Source organism: Mycobacterium senriense (genome assembly GCF_019668465.1).
GTDB lineage: Bacteria > Actinomycetota > Actinomycetes > Mycobacteriales > Mycobacteriaceae > Mycobacterium > Mycobacterium senriense.
Genome location: NZ_AP024828.1, coordinates 141,037 through 159,272 on the forward strand (window position 1 = coordinate 141,037; position 18,236 = coordinate 159,272).

The following is an 18,236-nucleotide window of genomic DNA, read 5'->3' on the forward strand; positions in this document are numbered from 1 at the left end:
TCCATTGGGCCCCAGGATAATCCGACACCGATGTCGGGTCGAGCGCCTTCACTGGCACTGCCGCCCCCAGAAATCGTGTGATTGACAACTGTGACGCATACTAGTAAAAAATTTGACGTCTGCATCGAGAAACATCAATTGCTTCTCACCGCTAAATTCCCGGTCCCGCCACTGCTTGACCACCGCGTCGGCCGAGTGCACTGGGCGTCGGTGCGACGAGCTAGCTATATAGGCGCACCTCGTCGCGGCGCGGTTTTCGACAGGAAGGGAAAACACGATGGGAAGAGTTGAGGGCAAGGTTGCTTTCATCACCGGGCTCGCCCGGGGCCAAGGACGCAGTCATGCGGTGAGGTTGGCCCAAGAGGGCGCGGACATCATCGGCATCGACGTGTGCGCAGACATCGAAACGGTGCCCTATCGAGGTGCCACCGCGGACGACCTTGCTGAGACGGTAAGGCAGGTGGAGGCGCTGGGGCGACGCATCTGCGTCGCGCACGCGGATGTGCGCGACTTCGACTCGGTGAAAACGGCCTTGGACCAAGGTGTTGAAAAGCTTGGTCGCCTTGACATCGTCGTCGCCAACGCCGGGATCGTTTCCAGTGGCATGGCCGACGCGCTCAGCGAGCACCAGTGGACTGAGATGATTGATGTTGACCTGAGCGGTGTTTGGCGAACTTGCAAGGCTGCCATTCCCCATCTGCTCGCCGGCGATCGCGGCGGATCCATTGTCATCACAAGCTCGGGCGCAGGGCTGAAGGCGTACCCCAACTCGGCGCATTACGTGTCGGCGAAGCATGGATTGGTCGGCTTGATGCGCACGCTCGCGCTAGAACTCGCTCCAAATTTCATTCGTGTCAATACGATCCACCCGACCAACGTGAACACGGATATGATCCAAAACGACGCAAGCTACAGGTTGTTCTGCCCCGATCTCAAGGACCCGACGCGCGAAGACTTCTTGAAGAGGGCTGTGAACATGAACGCTCTGCCGATCCCATGGATCGAGTCTGTCGACGTCAGTAATGCGTTGCTGTTTCTTGTGTCGGACGATGCCCGCTATATCACCGGTGCTGCCCTTCCCGTCGATGCCGGTGTCAGCATCAAGTGACTGATTAAGCCAATGTGAGGCAGCGGTCACCGCGACCGCGGCCGACGACATACGGGCACCCGAGCAGCTGGCCAAGTTCCTCGATCACGTCACCACGCACCGCCTCGGTGGGTGCTCGAGTTGACGCTGTTGGGGGGTTGCGCCGTGAAGAGGTCGGCGGACTGCGCTGGTCGGACATCGAACTAGCACCGGAGCGCTGCACATCCGTCGGGCCGCGTCGACGTGAACGGCCGCGACACCATCGTGCCCACAAAGAATGAGTGCAGTGCTCACGGTCTCCCGGTGGCGCCGCGAGAGAGCTGGCGATGCTCAAGGCGAAGCGCTCAGTACACCTGCGCTCGCGCCTGGCCCGCGCTAACGAGAAAACCCGCTCCCACATTGACCGGAGCGGGTTTTTACCGTGGAGCTAAGAGGACTCGAACTCCTGCCGCGACCATCAAAACGCTGATTTAACTGCCGATTCGCGCCGTCTTGTTCCGCGATCAGCACCGGGCCTTGCGACGTTCCTGGATGTCTACGGTGATGTCTGGGTTTCTCATAACAGGCCTAGGTGCTGCAGGTCGGTGACATATTTGTCGATCAGTGCAGCCGAAAGGTGCGGAATGTCTTTGTCGGCGCCGATTCGGGCTGCCCGCACTGCGGTCTGGAATTCCTCGGTGGGGGTCGGGGCGCCGCGCAGCGGCATTTCGGGTTCGCGATAGGCACCCAGTAGGGGCAGCACTGAATGCCGTCGTTGCTTTTCCGGCAGCGTCTTCAGCGCGGTTTCGAAGCGGGTAAGCCACTCGTGGTGGTCGCCGATCCGCTTGATCTTGTGTCCCGCGTCGATGAGCCAGTCGACGAAGGTGTCCAAAGAGATGCCGTCGTCGTGTGGGTTCTCCACGTCGAAAGAGCGGAACGTGACCTGCTTTCCCAGGGTGGTCACGGCTTCGGCAACGAAGTCGGCGGGCAACCCGGCGTAATGCGCCCTGGCCCGATTTCCCGCGGCGTCGGTCTGATAGAAGGACCCGGGCGCGATACCCGTTGCCAGCAGGCTGAAGATCAGCCGGGTGAAATTGTCGACCACATTGAGCTGTCCGACGTATCGGCTGTGCGCCAGGATCATGTCGGAGCGGAACACCGTCACCGGCAGGCCGCATCGGTCAAACGCCTCACGCAGTAGGACTTCCGCGGCCCACTTGCTGTTTCCGTAGCCGTTGGCGTAGGAGTCGTCGATCGTACGCACCGGGCTGATGACGCGGATGTCGCCGTCCTCGGCAAACTTGTCGGGCGCGATCGGCGTGGCAACCGCCACCGTCGACATGAAGGTGATCGGTTTGATCCGCGCGGAGATCGCCAGCTTGATCACCTCAGCGGTACCAACAACGTTGGGGCCGAACAGTTGGTCGTAGGGCAGCACGTGATTGACCAGAGCGCCCACGTGCACGATGAGGTCGGTCGTGTTGGCCAGCCGCTCCCAGGCCGTGGGGTCCAGGCCGAGGTTGGGTTCGCCGATATCGCCGGTCATGACTTCCAGGTGGTTGGCGGCCAGCTCGCGGAAGCGCTGCAGCAGTTGGGGGTCTCCGCTGTTAAAGGCCTTCTCGAGCCGAGCGCGTGCCACGTCGGCGTCGCTGCCGCGGATGATGGTGATCAGTTTCCCGCTAGTGCGGGATAGCCGTTGCAACCACTCCAGCGTCACGAAGCGGCCGAGGTAGCCATTGGCGCCGGTGAGCAGAACGGTGTGCGGCTCACCGGTGACACGTGGCAGCGTCTTGGCCGCCGTCAGCGACTTGGCATCGATGAACTTCTCCAGCGTCAGATCGCTTGCGTAAATGGTGGTTTCGCCCTTCCCATGGGTCCTGGCGAATGTCGGGCGGGATCCCGACCTGCGCTCGGCCTCGATGTAGTCGGCGATCTGACTCAGGTCGCTCGCCGGGCTGACAATCACCCCCACCGACACCTCGATCCCGAGCAACTCCTCAAGCAAATTGGAAAAGGTCAGCGCCGAAAGCGAATCCCCGCCCAGGTCGGTGAAATGGGCGTTGCCGTCCACATTGTCGCCCGGTGATCCCAACACCACCCGTGCGGCCCCGATCACGGTGTCGAGCAACGGCCGCTCTGCGGCCGCCTGGCGCAGCGCGCGGAGTTCGCCTACCTGTGCGGCGGCCAGCTCGGCATATAGCTGCTCTAGTCCCGCGCCATAGGCATCCTTGAGTTTGGGACGCAGATTCTTGCCGATACCGGAAAGCAGACCATTGGCTGGGCTGAACGGTTCGGTCTCGATCAGAAAATCGGCGGGCACCTCGTAGGCTTGCAGCTCAGCGGTTTTCGCGGTCTGCTGCAGCGATTCACGTAACGCGGCCTTCAGTGCGGTGCTCTCGTCACCAAACTGCGAAAACGCTTCGGCCGTGGGGACGATCACCGCCAGTAGGTAGGAGCGCTCGCTGTTGCCGTAGACGAAAATTTGCCGCACCAGCGGCGCCGTGCCGAACACAGCTTCCAAGTTCGCCACCGCCACGAACTCGCCGTTCGCCAGCTTGAGGACGTTCTTGCGCCGATCGACGTACTCGAGATGATCGGGAGCGACCTCCGCCATCACATCGCCGGTGCGGTAGTAGCCGTCTTCGTCGAATGCCTCGGCGGTGACCTCAGGGCGTTTGTAATAGCCCGGTGTGCTGTTCTCCGATTTGACCAGCAATTCCCCACGCGGATAAGGCTTGTCGGTGGTGAAGTAGCCCAATTCGGGGACGTCGATGAGTTTGTAGTCGGTCACCGAGGGGCGGACGATGACGCCGTCCCTGGTCACCGGGACGACCTCGGTCAGCCCATACAGGTCGCCCACGTGTATGTCGAGGCACGACTCCAGAAATTCCCTCAGCTCGGCGGCCAGCGGGGCGGTGCTGACAAACGTGCGAAGCACCCGTCCGCCGAGCACCAGCTCTCGCAATTCGACGGCGGCTTCGGCCTCGGCGTCAGCGATGTCGGGATTTTCCAACGTGAGTCGGTCCACCATGGAGCGATAGTGCTGAAACAGCATCTCGACAACCCTGGGTACCAGAAGTAACTCGGTGGGTCGTGCCAGCGCCCAGTCATCGAACAACGTAGAAAGATCCGGCTCGGCAACGAAATAGCTGGTGCCGCCCGCCAAGAATGACGCGATCAACGGGAACCGCCCGGCAATGTGGTTCAACGGGAAAAAGTTGACGTTGAACACTGGGGTCTCAGACTCGATGATCGGTGAGGTCCACAGCCTTGTCAGCATCCGCTCAGTGAGCATCGCGCCCTTAGGTGTCCCGGTGCTGCCCGATGTGTAGAGGATCATCGCCAGCCGCTCATCGGTGGCGCCGGTGTAGAGCGGCTCGGGCGGAAGCTGCCGTCCCCGCTGAATGAGCTCTTCCAGCGTGCTTACGATGATCGGCTTGCCCGCGTCGTGCAGGCGGCTGCGGGCACGCTCGAGGTTCTCTCGATGGACGTCGATCTGCGGCTGGTAGTCGAATACCACCAGATGGCGCAAAGACACACTCTCTAAAGCGGATTCGACCGCGAGATCCAGATAGGCCGCGCCCGCGGCAAGCACTCGGGGCTCGGTCTCGTCGATGATCGGTTTCAGTATCGATACCGGGGCGTTGTGTTGCAGCGGCACCGACACCAGGCCGAGATACGCACAAACCAGGTCAACAGTTAGATAGTCGGGACCGGCGAATCCGACCGTCGCGACGAAATCGCCTGTATTCACCGGAGACGTCTCGTCGCGGTGCCATGCTGCGGCGAGCGCACGCACCCGCGTCCATAGATCGCCATAGCTGATGGTGTCGAAGCCGGGCAGCAGCCGTGGGGTGATGCGGCCAGTGGCCGGGTCGAGCACCAGCTCGCGTGCGCGTTGCCCGAGTGCAGGGCGGTTCAGATAGCCATCGACGAGCGTCTGCAAGATTTGGCCCAGCCGAAGCCCCGGGCGGCGCGCCGCATCAATCACACCGGGGAGCGGTTTCGTCGCCCGGAACTGAGAATCAGAGGCGTACAGGTGCGCAATCCGGTGCGCCCGTCGCTGCTCTCGTCTGCCGCCCAAACCGAGCGGGTTGCTGGGGTCGCTGTGGATGCTTGTGGCCATCGAAAAGGCCTTCCCACTCAATACTCACAATTTAAAAGGGAAAACAACGGCGACTGGGCAATTGATCCTGAGCGCGGTGTGAGCGTCCGCACATCTCGGGGATACCTTCGTTGGCCAGCGTGGTGACGGGTGTGTCCGTCTCGTTCCCGCTGAGTCCCGCTCGTTACCTGCGGTTGTTGTCGGTCTTGACGGCGTCAAAGCAGAAGGCGTCAAATTGGGCGGCGGCGATGACGCTCGACGATTGCGTCAATTCGATTTGTCGAATCGCTGGCGTTGCCGCACCCCATATGCCGCCGCCTTGACGGCCTCGTCATCCTCCAACCCCGATCCCAGGGCACCGCCCAATGTGGCGACCGCCGCCACCAGCCAGGCCATCAGCAATAAGGATGAGAAGCCGACGGGATGGCCGATGCTGTGTGCGACCAGTTGCGGCGGAAGCGTCCACCAGGCGGTCAGCAGCAGCAGGACGAACAGACCGATGTGGAAAATGGCGACGCCGATCGTCAGAGTGACGAGGGTCGCGGTGTTGTACAACGCCGCGCGTTCACGCTCGCCGGCCGAATGCGGGCGTTCCCATAGTTTGTGGTTGAGGATGAGCCACGCGATCATCGCTGTACTTGCCAGGATCGTCGCTGCGCTCAATCGCCAGGGGCCCATCGTGGCGGACAACTGCCAAATCGTCGGATACGCAAGGCTCACGGCCCCAGTGGCGAACGCCCCCATCATCACCTTGGACATGCCAGCGGCCAATCGCCACGGACGATTGGCGTAAACCATGCCCATCAGCAGCTGAAGGCGTGACAGGGATGTGGGCGCGACGTAGCGGACAACGTCGTCCTCCTGCGTCCGGGTCAGCCGTTTCACGGATCGGTTTTGCGTCTCCGACTGGCACGTCACCTCGGCCACGATTGTCTGCGCTAAATTTTTCACCCGGCGATCGATGAACAGGCCGCCTACCCCGGGGATGGAAATCAGTCCGAACCGGTTATGCAAGCTGATGTCAGCAATCACCGGCGTCGTCCCGAGACGTCGTGGTAGATCGGTCAGGTAGATCACGATGTCCTCGCTCTCGCCAGCCGGGTCGATGATGCGGGTCATTTCTAAGACCTCGGCATGCTCATCGAACGGATAGGAGTGGCGTCGCACAGACACGTCCCACTTGCCATCCGGAGTAGCCGAGTCTGTCAGCACATTCGGCAGCGAATCAGAAAGACGTTCGGCGATCACCGCCGGAAGTCCGGGATCGGCGATTAGCAAGATTGATGACGGGGCGCCTGGCACTAGGTTCCGGCATACCCCTACCCCAGACGGCCAAACGTCCCTGGTGGTCGCACTGGCGCCGGCACGACATTGAGAGTTCCGCAGGTCTGACCCGATTCCCATTCCTCGGCCCGTCATCCCGTTCGGCTGGCAGGCGAAACGGCTTGTGCCGTGTGGGCGGGTCCGTCCAAGTCAGGTCACGGTTCAGTATTGCCACATGGCGGCCGGTCCCCCGGGACGACCGCCGCCGATCAGGTCCCGAAGTGCTCGTGAATTTGGCGTATTGCCATAGCTCCTTCGCCGACCGCGGATGCCACCCGCTTGACCGAGCCACTTCGCACGTCCCCCGCCGCGAAAACGCCGGGTCGGCTGGTTTCCAGGATCATCGGCTGATGTTGCGTTGGCCGCTGATTGCCATCGGTGGCCGAGTAAAGCGCGGCCGAGCCGGTCGGAACGTAACCGTGATCGTCGAGCTCGATAGCACCGGCGAGCCACGACGTGTTTGGAACGTCGCCGATGAAAACGAACAGGGCCCGGGTCTGGATCAGATGACGCTTCCTCGACTATGACTTCAACAGGAACGCCACACTCGTCCTGACATTGAGCGATTACCTGGAATGCGGCGGAAACTATGACGAATCCGCGGCTGCACTGCATATTCATCGAAGCACGCTGCGCTACCGGCTGGCGCGCATCGCTGAACTCACCGGCTACGACCTCCGCAGCGTCGATACCCGGTTCAACCTGCACGCTGCGACGCGGACGTGGCGATTCCTCAACCGCGATGAGTTGAGCGGTAATCAGCTGCAACGGGCGTCTAGGGTGAGCCGTGCCCGACCCACGCACCGTGATCTTGATTGACTTGGCGCTTTCCGCTTTCAGTGTGAACCACCATCACCGGTGAGACCACCAAATACCGACTGCGCCAGGCTAATTCGTCCGCGGCTGCTGTCAAAGACTGCCCCGTCGAAACAGCCAGGCGCCTCGCACGCCTGCTCAACCGCGGACCACCAGGATTGACCAATCGGGGTAGCCGAGGATCGGATGGATGTTAGGAATGACGATCCGGGTGATCTCGTCGGCATCGGCGCGACCCACGACGGCTAATTGGATTGCCGCGTCGTGATTTTCCTGGTGTTCGGGTCCGATACCCGGGGCCACGATCTGGACGTGAACGTCAGGGTAGCGTCGAACCCAGCTATCGATTCGGCTATCAATCTGCCGCACGGTTGCCCCGCGAAGCCGCCCCTCCTCCATGGCCATGTGCACGACTACGTCGTTGTCGGGCTCGTCGTCGAGGCCGACAACGATCACTCCGCCGGTTATATGCGGTGCGTATATGTCAGTGCGGATGATGGCCACCGGACAATGCGCTCGCTGGGCCAAAACGGCCGCAACAGGGCCGACCGGCTCATACCCATGTGGCTTGGAACCGACGCATATCATTGCGGCGTCACGAGATTCATCGATCAGCACACAATCGGGATCCCCGCGCAGCAGGACTGTCCCGACGTCGACGGATTTTCGCAGGGCTTGTACGGCATACTGCGCGCGGAGCAGCGCGGTTTCAGCCGACTCCGGTTCGCGCTGCATGGCTCCCGCCGAGGCGTGAGGTGGTTCCCCGTCGGGGATCACGTACACGAGGCGAAGGGGCAGGCCGCGGCTAGTAGCCTCGACGACTGCCCACTTCGCCGCGTTGACCGCGGCTAGCGAACTGTCGATGCCCACTACCACCGACTTGGAAGCCCCCGGCTGGCTCACGATCACCTCCCCCGCCCCTTCGGCCGAGAACGCCGGCGGAGAGGACAAACCAGGTGGCTGACCATTCCCATGCTGCTGTAAACCAGCGTGCTCGATCTCCCAGAAGAGTTGTGACCGCTCCCAGAAGGTTGTGACCGGTTGAGTCTGCCAACCCGGACGGATCGATACCTCGACCCTGTAGCGCTAAACCGGGCCCGCCCAGTAGGCACCGCAGGACAAGCCCTGGCCAACGACGCAATCCCCTTCGCGCGGGAAGATCCAGATTGCCAGTCGGTTTCAACAGGGCCGCGCACCCGTAATCGCGAGACCTAAACCTCTCGACTCGCTATATCGGTGGAGCTAAGGGGACTCGAACCCCTGACCCCCACACTGCCAGTGTGGTGCGCTACCAGCTGCGCCATAGCCCCGTGAAGTCGTGCCCATCGAAGTTACACCACCGGTAACTGACCTTCAAAGTTGCTGCTCATACCGGCTCGACGTCCGACTCGGATGCCATCAGGTCCGCCTCCAGCTCCACCGCCGTCCGGGTCTCCGGCGCCACCACCCAGCCGACGGCGGCGATCAGCAGAACGATGCCGCTGATGACGAAGCCCGACGCGTAGCTGAACTGCTCGGCGGCCCACCCGACCGCCATCGATCCGACGATTGCACCCAGGTCCGACATCATCTGCACCGTCGCCACCGGAAGGCCCGCGCGCGCCTCATTGCCCAGGATGTCGGCGACGGCGGCCTGCAGCGGCGACATGTAGATCCCGGTCATCGTCCCGACCACGCCTGCCGCCACCATGAACACCGGCAACGACGACACAAAGCCCAGCCAGACGGTCGCCACGCCGGACGTCACCAGCCCGATGATCAACAGCGTGCGCCGCCCCATCCGGTCCGACAGGTAACCACTGGGGATGACGGCCAGCGCGTTGCCGCCCGCAAAGGCCGCCAGCACCACGCCGATGACGCCGATGCCGCGGCCCATGACGTCGGAAATGAACAGCGGGACCAGCGCGACGCGCAGGCCCAACGCCGACCATCCCGTCGCGAAATTGGACAGCAGCGCCGACCGGTACGCGCGCACCCGCAGCGCCTCGCGCAGCGTCACCGTGGATCGGGTCGGCGACGGCGGTGCGGCCAGCGCCGAGTTCCGCAGGCTGTAGGAGAGCACCACCGCGACACCGAGCATGGCGACGCCGTACACGACGAACGGGGCGGTCAGCCCCCATCCCGCCGCCAGGCCGCCGACCGCCGGACCACCGACCGCGCCGACCATGAAAGAGGTGGTGAACAGCCCCGCAATCCGCCCGCGCGCGTCGGGAGGGCTGATGTGGATCATCAGTCCCAGCGCCGAGACATAAAACATCGTGGACCCGATGCCGCTGAAGACCCGGCAGAGCATTAACTGCCAGTAAGCCTGGGAAAACGCGCACGCGGCGGTCGACACCGCCACGATCAGCAAACCCCCGATATAGATCCGCCGCTCACCCAACCGCTCGGTGAGCAGGCCACTGATCGGTGCGAAACACAACCGGCTCAACGAAAAGACGGTGACCAAGAATGTCACCGCCTTGATGCTGACCCCGAAGCTACGTGCAAAGGTTGGCAGCGCCGGCGAGATCACCCCATAGCCCAGGGCGATCATGATATTCGCCCAGCTCAGAATCCAGACTTCGTGCGGCAGCCGGCCAGGACGGGACGCACGCCCCCCCGAGCGGGCAACGCGGAGGGAAAAGGTCACCCAATGACTTTATTAACTACCTCGCGCGCGGTTTCTTGCACCTCCGCCAAATGCTCAGGCCCGTTGAAGGATTCCGCGTAAATCTTGTACACGTCCTCGGTTCCGGACGGACGCGCGGCAAACCATGCATTGGCCGTCGTCACCTTCAATCCGCCCAGTAGTGCGCCATTGCCCGGCGCCGCGGTGAGCTTCGCGGTGATCAGCTCCCCCGCCAATTCCGTCGCGGTCACCTGGTCGGCAGAGAGCTTCGCGAGCCGGGCCTTCTGGTCGCGGTCGGCGGGCGCGTCGACCCGCGCGTAATACGGCGTGCCGTACTCGGCGGTCAGCCCCTGATAGCGCTGCGACGGGCTCGACCCGGTGACCGCCAGAATCTCCGAGGCCAGCAGCGCCAGGATGATGCCGTCCTTGTCGGTGGTCCACACCGAGCCGTCGCGGCGCAGGAACGACGCCCCGGCCGACTCCTCGCCGCCGAAGCCGATGGTCCCCCCGATCAGCCCGTCGACGAACCACTTGAACCCGACCGGCACTTCGATCAGTTTGCGGCCGATGCCGGCGACCACGCGGTCGATCATCGACGAACTGACGGCGGTCTTGCCGACGGCGATGCCGCCCGGCCACGACGGCCGCTGGGTGTAGAGGTATTCGATGGCAACCGCGAGGTAGTGGTTCGGGTTGAGCAGCCCCCCGTCAGGCGTGACGATGCCGTGCCGGTCGGAGTCGGCGTCGTTGCCGGTGGCGATCTGGTAGCGGTCGGGGTCGCCGGACATCGTTCGGATAAGCCCCGCCATCGCGTCGGGCGAGCTGCAGTCCATCCGGATCTTGCCGTCGTGGTCGAGCGTCATGAACCGCCATGTCGCGTCGACCAGCGGATTGACCACGGTCAGGTCTAGACGATGCCGCTGGGCGATCTCGGCCCAATAGTCCACGCTGGCCCCGCCCAGCGGGTCCGCGCCGATGCGCACCCCGCCCGCGCGGATGGCGTCGATGTCAACCACGTTGGGCAGGTCGTCGACATAGTTGCCCAGATAATCGTGGCGTTGCACGGTCTGCAGGGCGCGGGCCAGCGGAATGCGCTTGACGCCCGACCCGTCGCGCAGGATCTCGTTGGCGCGCTTGGCGATCGCGTTGGTGGCATCGGTATCGGCCGGGCCGCCGTTGGGCGGGTTGTATTTGAAGCCGCCGTCCGACGGCGGGTTGTGCGACGGTGTCACGACGATTCCGTCGGCCAGCGCCTTGGTGCGGCCGCGGTTGTAGGTGAGGATGGCGTGGCTGACCGCGGGTGTCGGGGTGTACCGGTCGCGGGAGTCGATCATGGCGACGACGTCGTTGGCGGCCAGCACCTCCAGCGCCGACACCCAGGCCGGCTCGGACAGTCCGTGCGTGTCCCGGCCGATGAACAGCGGTCCCGTCGTGCCGTGTGCGGCGCGGTACTCGACGATGGCCTGGGTGATCGCCAGGATGTGCGCCTCGTTGAACGCTCCGTTGAGCGCCGACCCGCGGTGTCCCGACGTGCCGAAGGCGACCTGTTGAGCGACGTCACCGGGGTCGGGCGCGGTTGAGTAGTACGCCGTCACCAGGTGGGGCAGATCGACAAGGTCTTCGGGTTGGGCCGGCTGACCGGCGCGTGGGTTGGCGACCATGGTTACCAATTCTGCCCGTGTCCGCGTCCCCCCGGGCTGCGCCGGTCTGGACTTCGGCCATACGCTGCGTAGCGCACCGGCAAACGAAGGGAATCGCCACAGTGGCTCAACGGGACTACCGCGAATTGGCCGCGGTGTTCGCCGGTGGGGCGCTGGGCTCCCTGGCCCGTGCGGCGCTGAGCACCCTGGCCGGCGGCGACCCGGCGAGCTGGCCATGGCCCACCTTCGCGGTCAACATCGTCGGGGCGTTCCTGGTGGGCTATTTCACCACCCGGCTGCTGGAGCGGTTGCCGACGTCGAGCTATCGGCGGCCCCTGCTCGGCACCGGATTGTGCGGCGGTTTAACCACTTTCTCGGCGATGCAGGTCGAGACGCTGAGGATGATCGAACACGGCCACTGGGGGCTGGCCGTCGGCTACACCGTGACCAGCATCGTGCTGGGCCTGCTGGCGGTGCACCTTGCCACCAAGTTGGTGCGCCGGGTCCGGGTGCGCCGATGACCGCCGCCACGATGACGACGGCTCTGGTCTGGGTCGGCGTCGTGCTGATCGGCGGCGTCGGGTCGGTGCTGCGTTTCGTCGTCGACCGCACCGTGGCGCGCCGGCTATCGCGGCCGTTTCCGTTCGGCACGCTTGCCGTGAACATCAGCGGCGCAGCGCTTTTGGGCTTCCTTGGCGGCCTGGCACTAAACAAGGACGTGGCCCTACTGGCCGGCACCGCCTTCGTCGGTGCCTACACCACGTTTTCCACCTGGATGCTGGAAACCCAGCGGCTCGGCGAGGAACGCCAACTCCGCGCAGCACTGGCCAACATCGTCGTGAGCGTCTCGCTCGGTGAGGCGGCGGCCTTTATCGGACAACAGCTGGCACAGCAACTTTGATGCGGGCGCGCGGGCCATCAGGTGTCGTGCTGACGGGGGACGTCTTCGGGGGTGCGGGGCAGCACGTACAGCGCCATCCGCCGATTCGACATGTCATGCTCGCCGAGAAATGCGCAGCCGCCACGTTCACAGAACTTGCGCGCCAAGGCATTGCGATGATCGGGATCGAACATGATGCGGCGACACCGCGGATCGAGGGTGAAGATGCCGATGACCATATGCGGCAGCAGGTAACTGACGTGGCCGCGTTCCATATAGTCCAAATCAGCGACCGCGACATGCAGTCCCAAATCGTAGGGATCATGGTCATATCGACGGGCAATGGAATCCTTTGCCGCTCTGTACAATTCGATGTATCCGTGGTCTACCCCGTCCAGGCTGGCGATGAGCGGTCGTGAGAAGCCGCCCCCCAGTTGCGCCTTCAGATAGCGGTGCCACCGCGCCACCGGCCAGTCGGACTCCCAGGCCTCGACCAGATGCGGCCGGCTCATCCATTCCGCGACCATCTCGGCGTCGGCGTCCGGATCGGCGACGCGCAGACCGTACGGCGCGGGCAGTTCCGGGATGGGCGGTGCCGGGACGCTGCGGATCGCCTCGGGAAGGTCGGTCAGTTCCCGCGGGAGGATCGGGTCGGGGTTGGTCATATCAACGGGACGGGCATACGACGTTGCTGGTTCAGCGAGGTTTGAGCAGTTTGGCCAGGACCGCGGCCTGGCTGATATCGAGGTCGCGGGTCGCCGTCACCAGCGTGACGGAGCCGCGCTTGGCGAGCTTGCGCAGCTCGTCCAGGGCGCTGCTGTCGCGCAGTTCGCTCTTGTAGCGTGACGCGAATTCGTCGAACCGGCCCGAATCGTGGTGGTACCACTCGCGCAGGTCCTTCGACGGGGCGACGTCCTTGCACCAGATGCCCACGCGCGGATCGTCTTTGCGCATTCCTCGCGGCCAGACGCGGTCGACCAGCACACGCTGGCCCTCGTCGGGACTGACGTCGTCGTAGACCCGCGCCACCCGGATCCGGCCCTTGCCGCTCACCCTTGACAGGGTAATTGCAGGCGTGCAGGCGTGCAGCTGCTCAGTAGTGGTAGGTGTCCGACGGCGCGGGCGAGTGGTCGCGCTCTTCCTCGTCGATGTCCAACGCCTCGATGCCGTAGGCGCGGGCCAGCTCCAGGATCTTGGTGGCCCGGGCGATGCGTGGCAGGTCGGAGCCGTTGCGAATCTCTCCCCCGTCACGTTCGAACTCAGCGAAAAACTCTTTCGCCCAAGAGATTTCGTCCTGCGACGGCGAGAGTCCCTCGTTGACGACGGCACATTGGTCGGGCGTCAGGCAGATCTTGCCCGTCATCCCGAACTGGGTGGACACCGCGGTGGCCTCGATCAGCTTCAGCGGATTGGAGCCGATGGTCGGCCCGTCGATCGCGCTGGGCAGGTCGGCGGCCTTGGAGGCGATGGTGAAGCGTGATCGCGTGTAGGCCAGGGTGGCCGGATCGTCGCCGAAACCGGTGTCGCGGCGGAAGTCGCCGATGCCGAAGGCAAGCCGGAAGGTGCCCTTGGTCGCGGCGATCTCGGTGATGCGTTCCAGGCCGCGGGCGGTTTCCACCAGGGCCACGATCGGCACATCGGGCAGCCGCTTCGCGGTCTCGGTCACGTGGTCGACCGATTCGACCATCGCCAACATCACCCCGCCGACCGGGGTGGTGGCCAAGGCGGCCAGGTCGTCGGCCCACCAGGGGGTGCCGAAGCCGTTGATGCGGACCCAGTCGATGTTGCCGGCGCCCAGCCAGCCCACCACGTTGTCGCGGGCCACGTTCTTGTCCTTGGGCGCCACCGCGTCCTCGATGTCGAAAACGACGATGTCAGCGCGCGAGTTCACCGCGGATTGGAACCGATCGGCGTGCGTGCCGTTGACCAGGAGCCAGCTCCGGGCGAGGACCGGGTCGATGCGAGAGCCGATGTCTTCGGGCTCGGCGGCGGTGCTGTTGGCCTGTTCGTACATGTCTGCTGATCTGTCGCCTTCTCGTGGTTGCGGTCTGGGCTCCTTTACCGTAGCCCGACCGCGTGAGATGCACGCCGGACGGCCGTGTCACCTTTCGTGTCTGCACAGCAACCCGCCGGAGCCGGGGCTCGCCCAGGGACATCCAGCAAACGAAACGCACCCGTGGACGAGTTTTCACCGTGGCTGACCGGGGTAGAACACCCCTCGCCACGTTACGGCCATTCGGTCGTGCGTCGGATCCTGCGGAGGCTAGAGCAAGCTGGTCCCGAAATGCGTCTCGATCACCCGTTTCTGGGCTCGACCGAGAAAAATCCACGAGGAGTAGATATGCGTAGGACCATAGCAATCGTTTCAGCCACCGGTGCACTGTTGTTCGGTGGAGCAGGTGTGGCAAACGCCACCAATCCGAGTGCACCCGCACCGTCCACCACCACGACATTGGCGGACAACAGCAACAACAGCAGTGACCACCACAGCGACAACAACGGGCTGTGGGGCCTCGTTGGCCTCTTGGGCCTGGGCGGACTTGCCGGACTGATGCGCCGCAAGGACCACGTCGCCGGCACCGGCGTCGGACCCACCGCCACTCGGGACCGCGGCGTTTAACCCTGCTGCGTAGCCCCCGGATCCCCGTCAGTTGCTACGCAGCTGACGGGGATCCCGCTGGGTGCTCGATGCTGCTACACAAACGCCTTGTGCCGCAGAGGATTTTGATTTGTTGCCGCCGCGCGCAGAGCACCGCGCGCAGCGCAGCATCCGTTTGACCATTTGTGCAGCGGGTATGCCTCGTTCAAGCCGTACACAGCCCAATGTGCGTCTCCCACTTCCCCCCATCACAGGAGGTATCGGCGATGGCAGACCTCATTGTCGAATCGCCCGACGAAGTTGTCGCATTCCTGAAAGCGCAGCACAACCTTATCGAGGACATGTTCGACGAAGTGCTGCACGCGACGGATCCGAAAGCGCGTGAAGAGCCGTTCGCAACGTTGCGTCAGCTGCTGGCCGTCCATGAGACGGCCGAGGAAATGGTGGTGCATCCGCGCGTGCGGCGCGAGGACGGTGAGTCGGGTGACGCCATCGTCGACGCCCGCCTCCAGGAGGAGCACGAAGCCAAGGAATTGCTGTCGGCGATCGAGAAGCTCGACATCACCTCGGACAAGTTCATCTCAGAGCTCACCAAGCTGCGTGAAGCCGTGCTCGAGCACGCCCGGCAGGAAGAGGACGAAGAGTTCCCCATCCTGAAGCGCAAGGTCGACACCGACGACCTCAAGCGAATGGGCACGGCAGTACGTGCCGCCGAAGCCATCGCTCCGACGCGCCCCCACCCCGGCGTGGAATCGGCGAAGTTGAACTTCGCGCTCGGGCCGTTCGCGTCGATGCTCGATCGCGCCCGCGACCTCATCGGCAAAGCCCTCGGATAGCGCCTTCGGGTTTCCGTAGGCTCGATGAGATGAGCGTTGCCCCGGATACCACCGTTGCTCTCCAAGACCGGTTCTTCCGCGAGTTACCGGAGATGGCGGTCCGCTGGCAGGCGGAGACCTTCCCTGAGCTGCAGCTATTGGCGCTCAACGAGCCGCTGGCCGAGTCGTTGGGCCTCAACGCCGCCTGGCTGCGCGGCCCCGACGGGCTGCGCTTCCTGGTCGGCAGCTCGATGCCCGACGGGGCCACCCCGGTGGCCCAGGCCTACGCCGGTCACCAGTTCGGCGGCTTCGTTCCGCGGTTGGGCGACGGGCGTGCGCTGCTGCTCGGCGAACTCATCGACGGCGACGGGCGGCTGCGGGACATCCACCTCAAGGGTTCGGGTGCCACGCCGTTCGCCCGTGGCGGAGACGGCCTGGCCGCGGTGGGGCCGATGCTGCGCGAATACATCATCAGCGAGGCGATGCACGCGCTGAGCGTGCCCACGACGCGGTCGCTGGCCGTGGTGGGCACCGGCCGCCCGGTCCATCGCGAAGAAACGCTGCCCGGAGCCGTGCTCACCCGGGTGGCCAGCAGTCATCTGCGGGTGGGCAGCTTCCAGTTCGCCGCGTCCACCGGGAACGACGACCTGCTGCGCCGCCTCGCCGACCACGCGATCGCCCGCCACCACCCCGGCGCCGCCGAGGCGGACAACCCGTACCTCGCCCTGTTCGAAGCGGTGGTTGCCGTCCAGGCGTCGCTGATCGCGCGATGGATGCTGGTCGGATTCGTCCACGGCGTGATGAACACCGACAACACCACCATCTCGGGTGAAACGATCGACTACGGGCCGTGCGCCTTCATGGAGGCCTACGACCCCGACACCGTCTTCAGTTCGATCGACTTCTGGGGACGCTATGCCTACGGCAACCAACCGGTCGTCGCCGGATGGAACCTCGCCCGCTTCGCCGAGACGCTTCTGCCGTTGTTCTCGGAGAACACCGAGGAGGCCATTGCGCTCGCGGAACAGTCGTTCGGCGTTTTCCAGACCCGCTACGACGCCGTGTGGAGCTCCGGGATGCGCGCCAAACTCGGCCTACCCGACAGCGTAGACACCGAATTCGCCACGGTGCTCGTCGAGGAACTGCTGCTGCTGCTCAAGCAGAACCACGTCGACTACACCTCGTTCTTCCGCGGGCTCAGCCACGCGGCGCGTGGAGCTGCGAAATCCGATGCCGAACCCGTGCGCGGATTGTTCGCCGACCTCGCCGGCTTTGACGCGTGGCTGACACGTTGGCGGGCGCTGGGCCCCGACGCCGACACGATGGATCGCAGCAACCCGATCTACATTCCGCGCAACCATCTCGTCGAGGAGGCGCTCGCCGCCGCGACGGCCGGCGAGCTCGGCCCACTGGAACAACTGCTCGCCGCGGTGACAGACCCCTATGCCGAACGGCCCGGCGTCGAGCGCTACGCCGCGCCCGCCCCCGAGGACTTCGGCAAGTACCAAACCTTTTGCGGCACTTAGCGTTACGATAGCTTGGCGAGCTCGGCCTGCAACCCGTCGAGGCGTTGTAGCGTTTGGTCGCGAGGCTCGGTCGGCAGGTCCACCAAAAGGTGCTCCACGCCCAGTTCGCGATAGGCCTCGAGCTCTTTCGCCGTCGGCTTGCCGCCATGGAAGTGGATCACCGGCACGTCCTTGCCGACCAAGTCACGCAATTGCTCGAGCGGAGAGGACAATTCCTCCGCCGACCCCGTCATCGACAGCCAGCCCGCGTTCAGCCGGGCGATGCGCTTGAAGCCGGCCGGTCCGCCGCCGAGATACAGCGGCGGATAAGGCTGCTGGACCGGCTTGGGCCAACTGTAGATCGGGTCGAAGTTCACGAATTCGCCGTGATATTCCGCTTTTTCATGCGTCCAGATCTCGATCATTGCGTCGAGCCGCTCGTCGACGACGCGTCCGCGGACCGCGGGATTCACGCCGTGGTTGGCGATCTCCTCACGTAGCCAGCCGATTCCCACACCGAATCGAAATCGCCCCTGCGACACCAGATCCAGCGACGCCACCTCCTTGGCCGTGTGAATCGGATCGCGCTGGGGCACCAGAGCGATGCCGGTGCCCAGGACGAGCCGCTCGGTGGCGACCGCCGCGGCGCTCAGCGCCACGAACGGATCCAGCGTGCGGTAGTACTTCGGCGGGATCGGGCCCCCGCTCGGATACGGGGTCTTCGCGTCGACCGGGATGTGTGAGTGCTCGGCGAGAAAGAGCGATTCAAAACCGCGTTGCTCGAGCGCCTCCCCCAAGTCCGCAGGACCAATGCCGTCGTCGGTAACAAATGTCAGCACACCGAAACCCATAATGCTCAGTCAACAGCATCACCGC

Annotated in this window: 15 protein-coding genes, 1 tRNA gene and 1 pseudogene; 7 read left to right on the plus strand and 10 right to left on the minus strand. The window is 64.4% G+C overall.

The window, feature by feature from the left end:
• The first annotated feature begins 277 nt into the window (after positions 1–277).
• Positions 278–1,108 (plus strand): mycofactocin-coupled SDR family oxidoreductase, encoded by an 831-nt coding sequence (locus MTY59_RS00700; protein WP_221043981.1) that lies wholly within the window; start codon positions 278–280, stop codon positions 1,106–1,108.
• A 535-nt stretch (positions 1,109–1,643) separates the two neighbouring features.
• Here MTY59_RS00700 and car read toward each other — a convergent pair.
• Positions 1,644–5,192, minus strand: coding sequence for a carboxylic acid reductase (gene car, locus MTY59_RS00705; protein ID WP_221043982.1), 3,549 nt, complete (start codon positions 5,190–5,192; stop codon positions 1,644–1,646).
• A gap of 246 nt (positions 5,193–5,438) precedes the next feature.
• Positions 5,439–6,473, minus strand: coding sequence for a hypothetical protein (locus tag MTY59_RS00710; RefSeq protein ID WP_221043983.1), 1,035 nt, complete (start codon positions 6,471–6,473; stop codon positions 5,439–5,441).
• A gap of 537 nt (positions 6,474–7,010) precedes the next feature.
• Here MTY59_RS00710 and MTY59_RS00715 point away from each other — a divergent pair.
• A pseudogene (locus MTY59_RS00715) lies at positions 7,011–7,313 on the plus strand (PucR family transcriptional regulator); the annotation flags it as partial.
• A gap of 135 nt (positions 7,314–7,448) precedes the next feature.
• On the opposite strand, the gene MTY59_RS00720 reads toward MTY59_RS00715, so the two are convergent.
• From MTY59_RS00720 to pgm, 4 genes are all read right to left on the minus strand, one after another.
• Positions 7,449–8,213, minus strand: a complete 765-nt coding sequence (locus MTY59_RS00720; RefSeq protein WP_221043984.1) for a universal stress protein — start codon at positions 8,211–8,213, stop codon at positions 7,449–7,451.
• Between the two features lie 334 nt (positions 8,214–8,547).
• Positions 8,548–8,620 (minus strand) — tRNA-Ala (locus MTY59_RS00725).
• 56 nt (positions 8,621–8,676) lie between these two features.
• Positions 8,677–9,846 (minus strand): MFS transporter, encoded by a 1,170-nt coding sequence (locus MTY59_RS00730; RefSeq protein ID WP_415822783.1) that lies wholly within the window; start codon positions 9,844–9,846, stop codon positions 8,677–8,679.
• Positions 9,847–9,938: 92 nt separating this feature from the next.
• Positions 9,939–11,582, minus strand: coding sequence for a phosphoglucomutase (alpha-D-glucose-1,6-bisphosphate-dependent) (gene pgm / locus MTY59_RS00735; RefSeq protein WP_221043986.1), 1,644 nt, complete (start codon positions 11,580–11,582; stop codon positions 9,939–9,941).
• Positions 11,583–11,683: 101 nt separating this feature from the next.
• Between pgm and crcB (MTY59_RS00740) the strand changes: the two genes are divergently transcribed.
• A complete protein-coding gene (gene crcB / locus MTY59_RS00740) occupies positions 11,684–12,082 on the plus strand; it encodes a fluoride efflux transporter CrcB (RefSeq protein WP_221043987.1) in 399 nt (132 codons plus the stop codon).
• Positions 12,079–12,462 carry a fluoride efflux transporter CrcB gene (gene crcB / locus MTY59_RS00745; protein WP_221043988.1) on the plus strand — a complete coding sequence of 128 codons (384 nt, stop codon included), beginning with the start codon at positions 12,079–12,081 and terminating at the stop codon, positions 12,460–12,462. The genes crcB (MTY59_RS00740) and crcB (MTY59_RS00745) overlap by 4 nt, the downstream gene beginning before the upstream one ends.
• Positions 12,463–12,479: 17 nt before the next feature.
• Here the strand turns inward: crcB (MTY59_RS00745) and MTY59_RS00750 are convergent, their stop codons facing one another.
• The 3 genes from MTY59_RS00750 to MTY59_RS00760 are packed head-to-tail and all read right to left on the minus strand — an operon-like array spanning position 12,480 to position 14,455.
• Positions 12,480–13,106 (minus strand): GNAT family N-acetyltransferase, encoded by a 627-nt coding sequence (locus MTY59_RS00750; protein WP_221043989.1) that lies wholly within the window; start codon positions 13,104–13,106, stop codon positions 12,480–12,482.
• Positions 13,107–13,137: 31 nt separating this feature from the next.
• On the minus strand, positions 13,138–13,494 hold the full coding sequence (locus MTY59_RS00755) for a DUF488 domain-containing protein (protein WP_221043990.1): 357 nt from the start codon (positions 13,492–13,494) through the stop codon (positions 13,138–13,140).
• A 40-nt stretch (positions 13,495–13,534) separates the two neighbouring features.
• On the minus strand, positions 13,535–14,455 hold the full coding sequence (locus MTY59_RS00760; RefSeq protein ID WP_221043991.1) for an HpcH/HpaI aldolase/citrate lyase family protein: 921 nt from the start codon (positions 14,453–14,455) through the stop codon (positions 13,535–13,537).
• 327 nt (positions 14,456–14,782) lie between these two features.
• Between MTY59_RS00760 and MTY59_RS00765 the strand changes: the two genes are divergently transcribed.
• From MTY59_RS00765 to MTY59_RS00775, 3 genes are all read left to right on the plus strand, one after another.
• Complete coding sequence (locus MTY59_RS00765) at positions 14,783–15,061, plus strand: WGxxGxxG family protein (protein WP_221043992.1); 279 nt, start codon at positions 14,783–14,785, stop codon at positions 15,059–15,061.
• 245 nt (positions 15,062–15,306) lie between these two features.
• The gene (locus MTY59_RS00770) at positions 15,307–15,876 is read left to right on the plus strand and encodes a hemerythrin domain-containing protein (protein WP_221043993.1); all 570 of its coding nucleotides are present in this window, start codon (positions 15,307–15,309) and stop codon (positions 15,874–15,876) included.
• 29 nt (positions 15,877–15,905) lie between these two features.
• Positions 15,906–17,381, plus strand: a complete 1,476-nt coding sequence (locus tag MTY59_RS00775; protein WP_221043994.1) for a protein adenylyltransferase SelO — start codon at positions 15,906–15,908, stop codon at positions 17,379–17,381.
• A 2-nt stretch (positions 17,382–17,383) separates the two neighbouring features.
• On the opposite strand, the gene MTY59_RS00780 is transcribed toward MTY59_RS00775, so the two are convergent.
• Positions 17,384–18,211 (minus strand): LLM class F420-dependent oxidoreductase, encoded by an 828-nt coding sequence (locus tag MTY59_RS00780; protein ID WP_221043995.1) that lies wholly within the window; start codon positions 18,209–18,211, stop codon positions 17,384–17,386.
• Positions 18,212–18,236 lie beyond the last annotated feature (25 nt).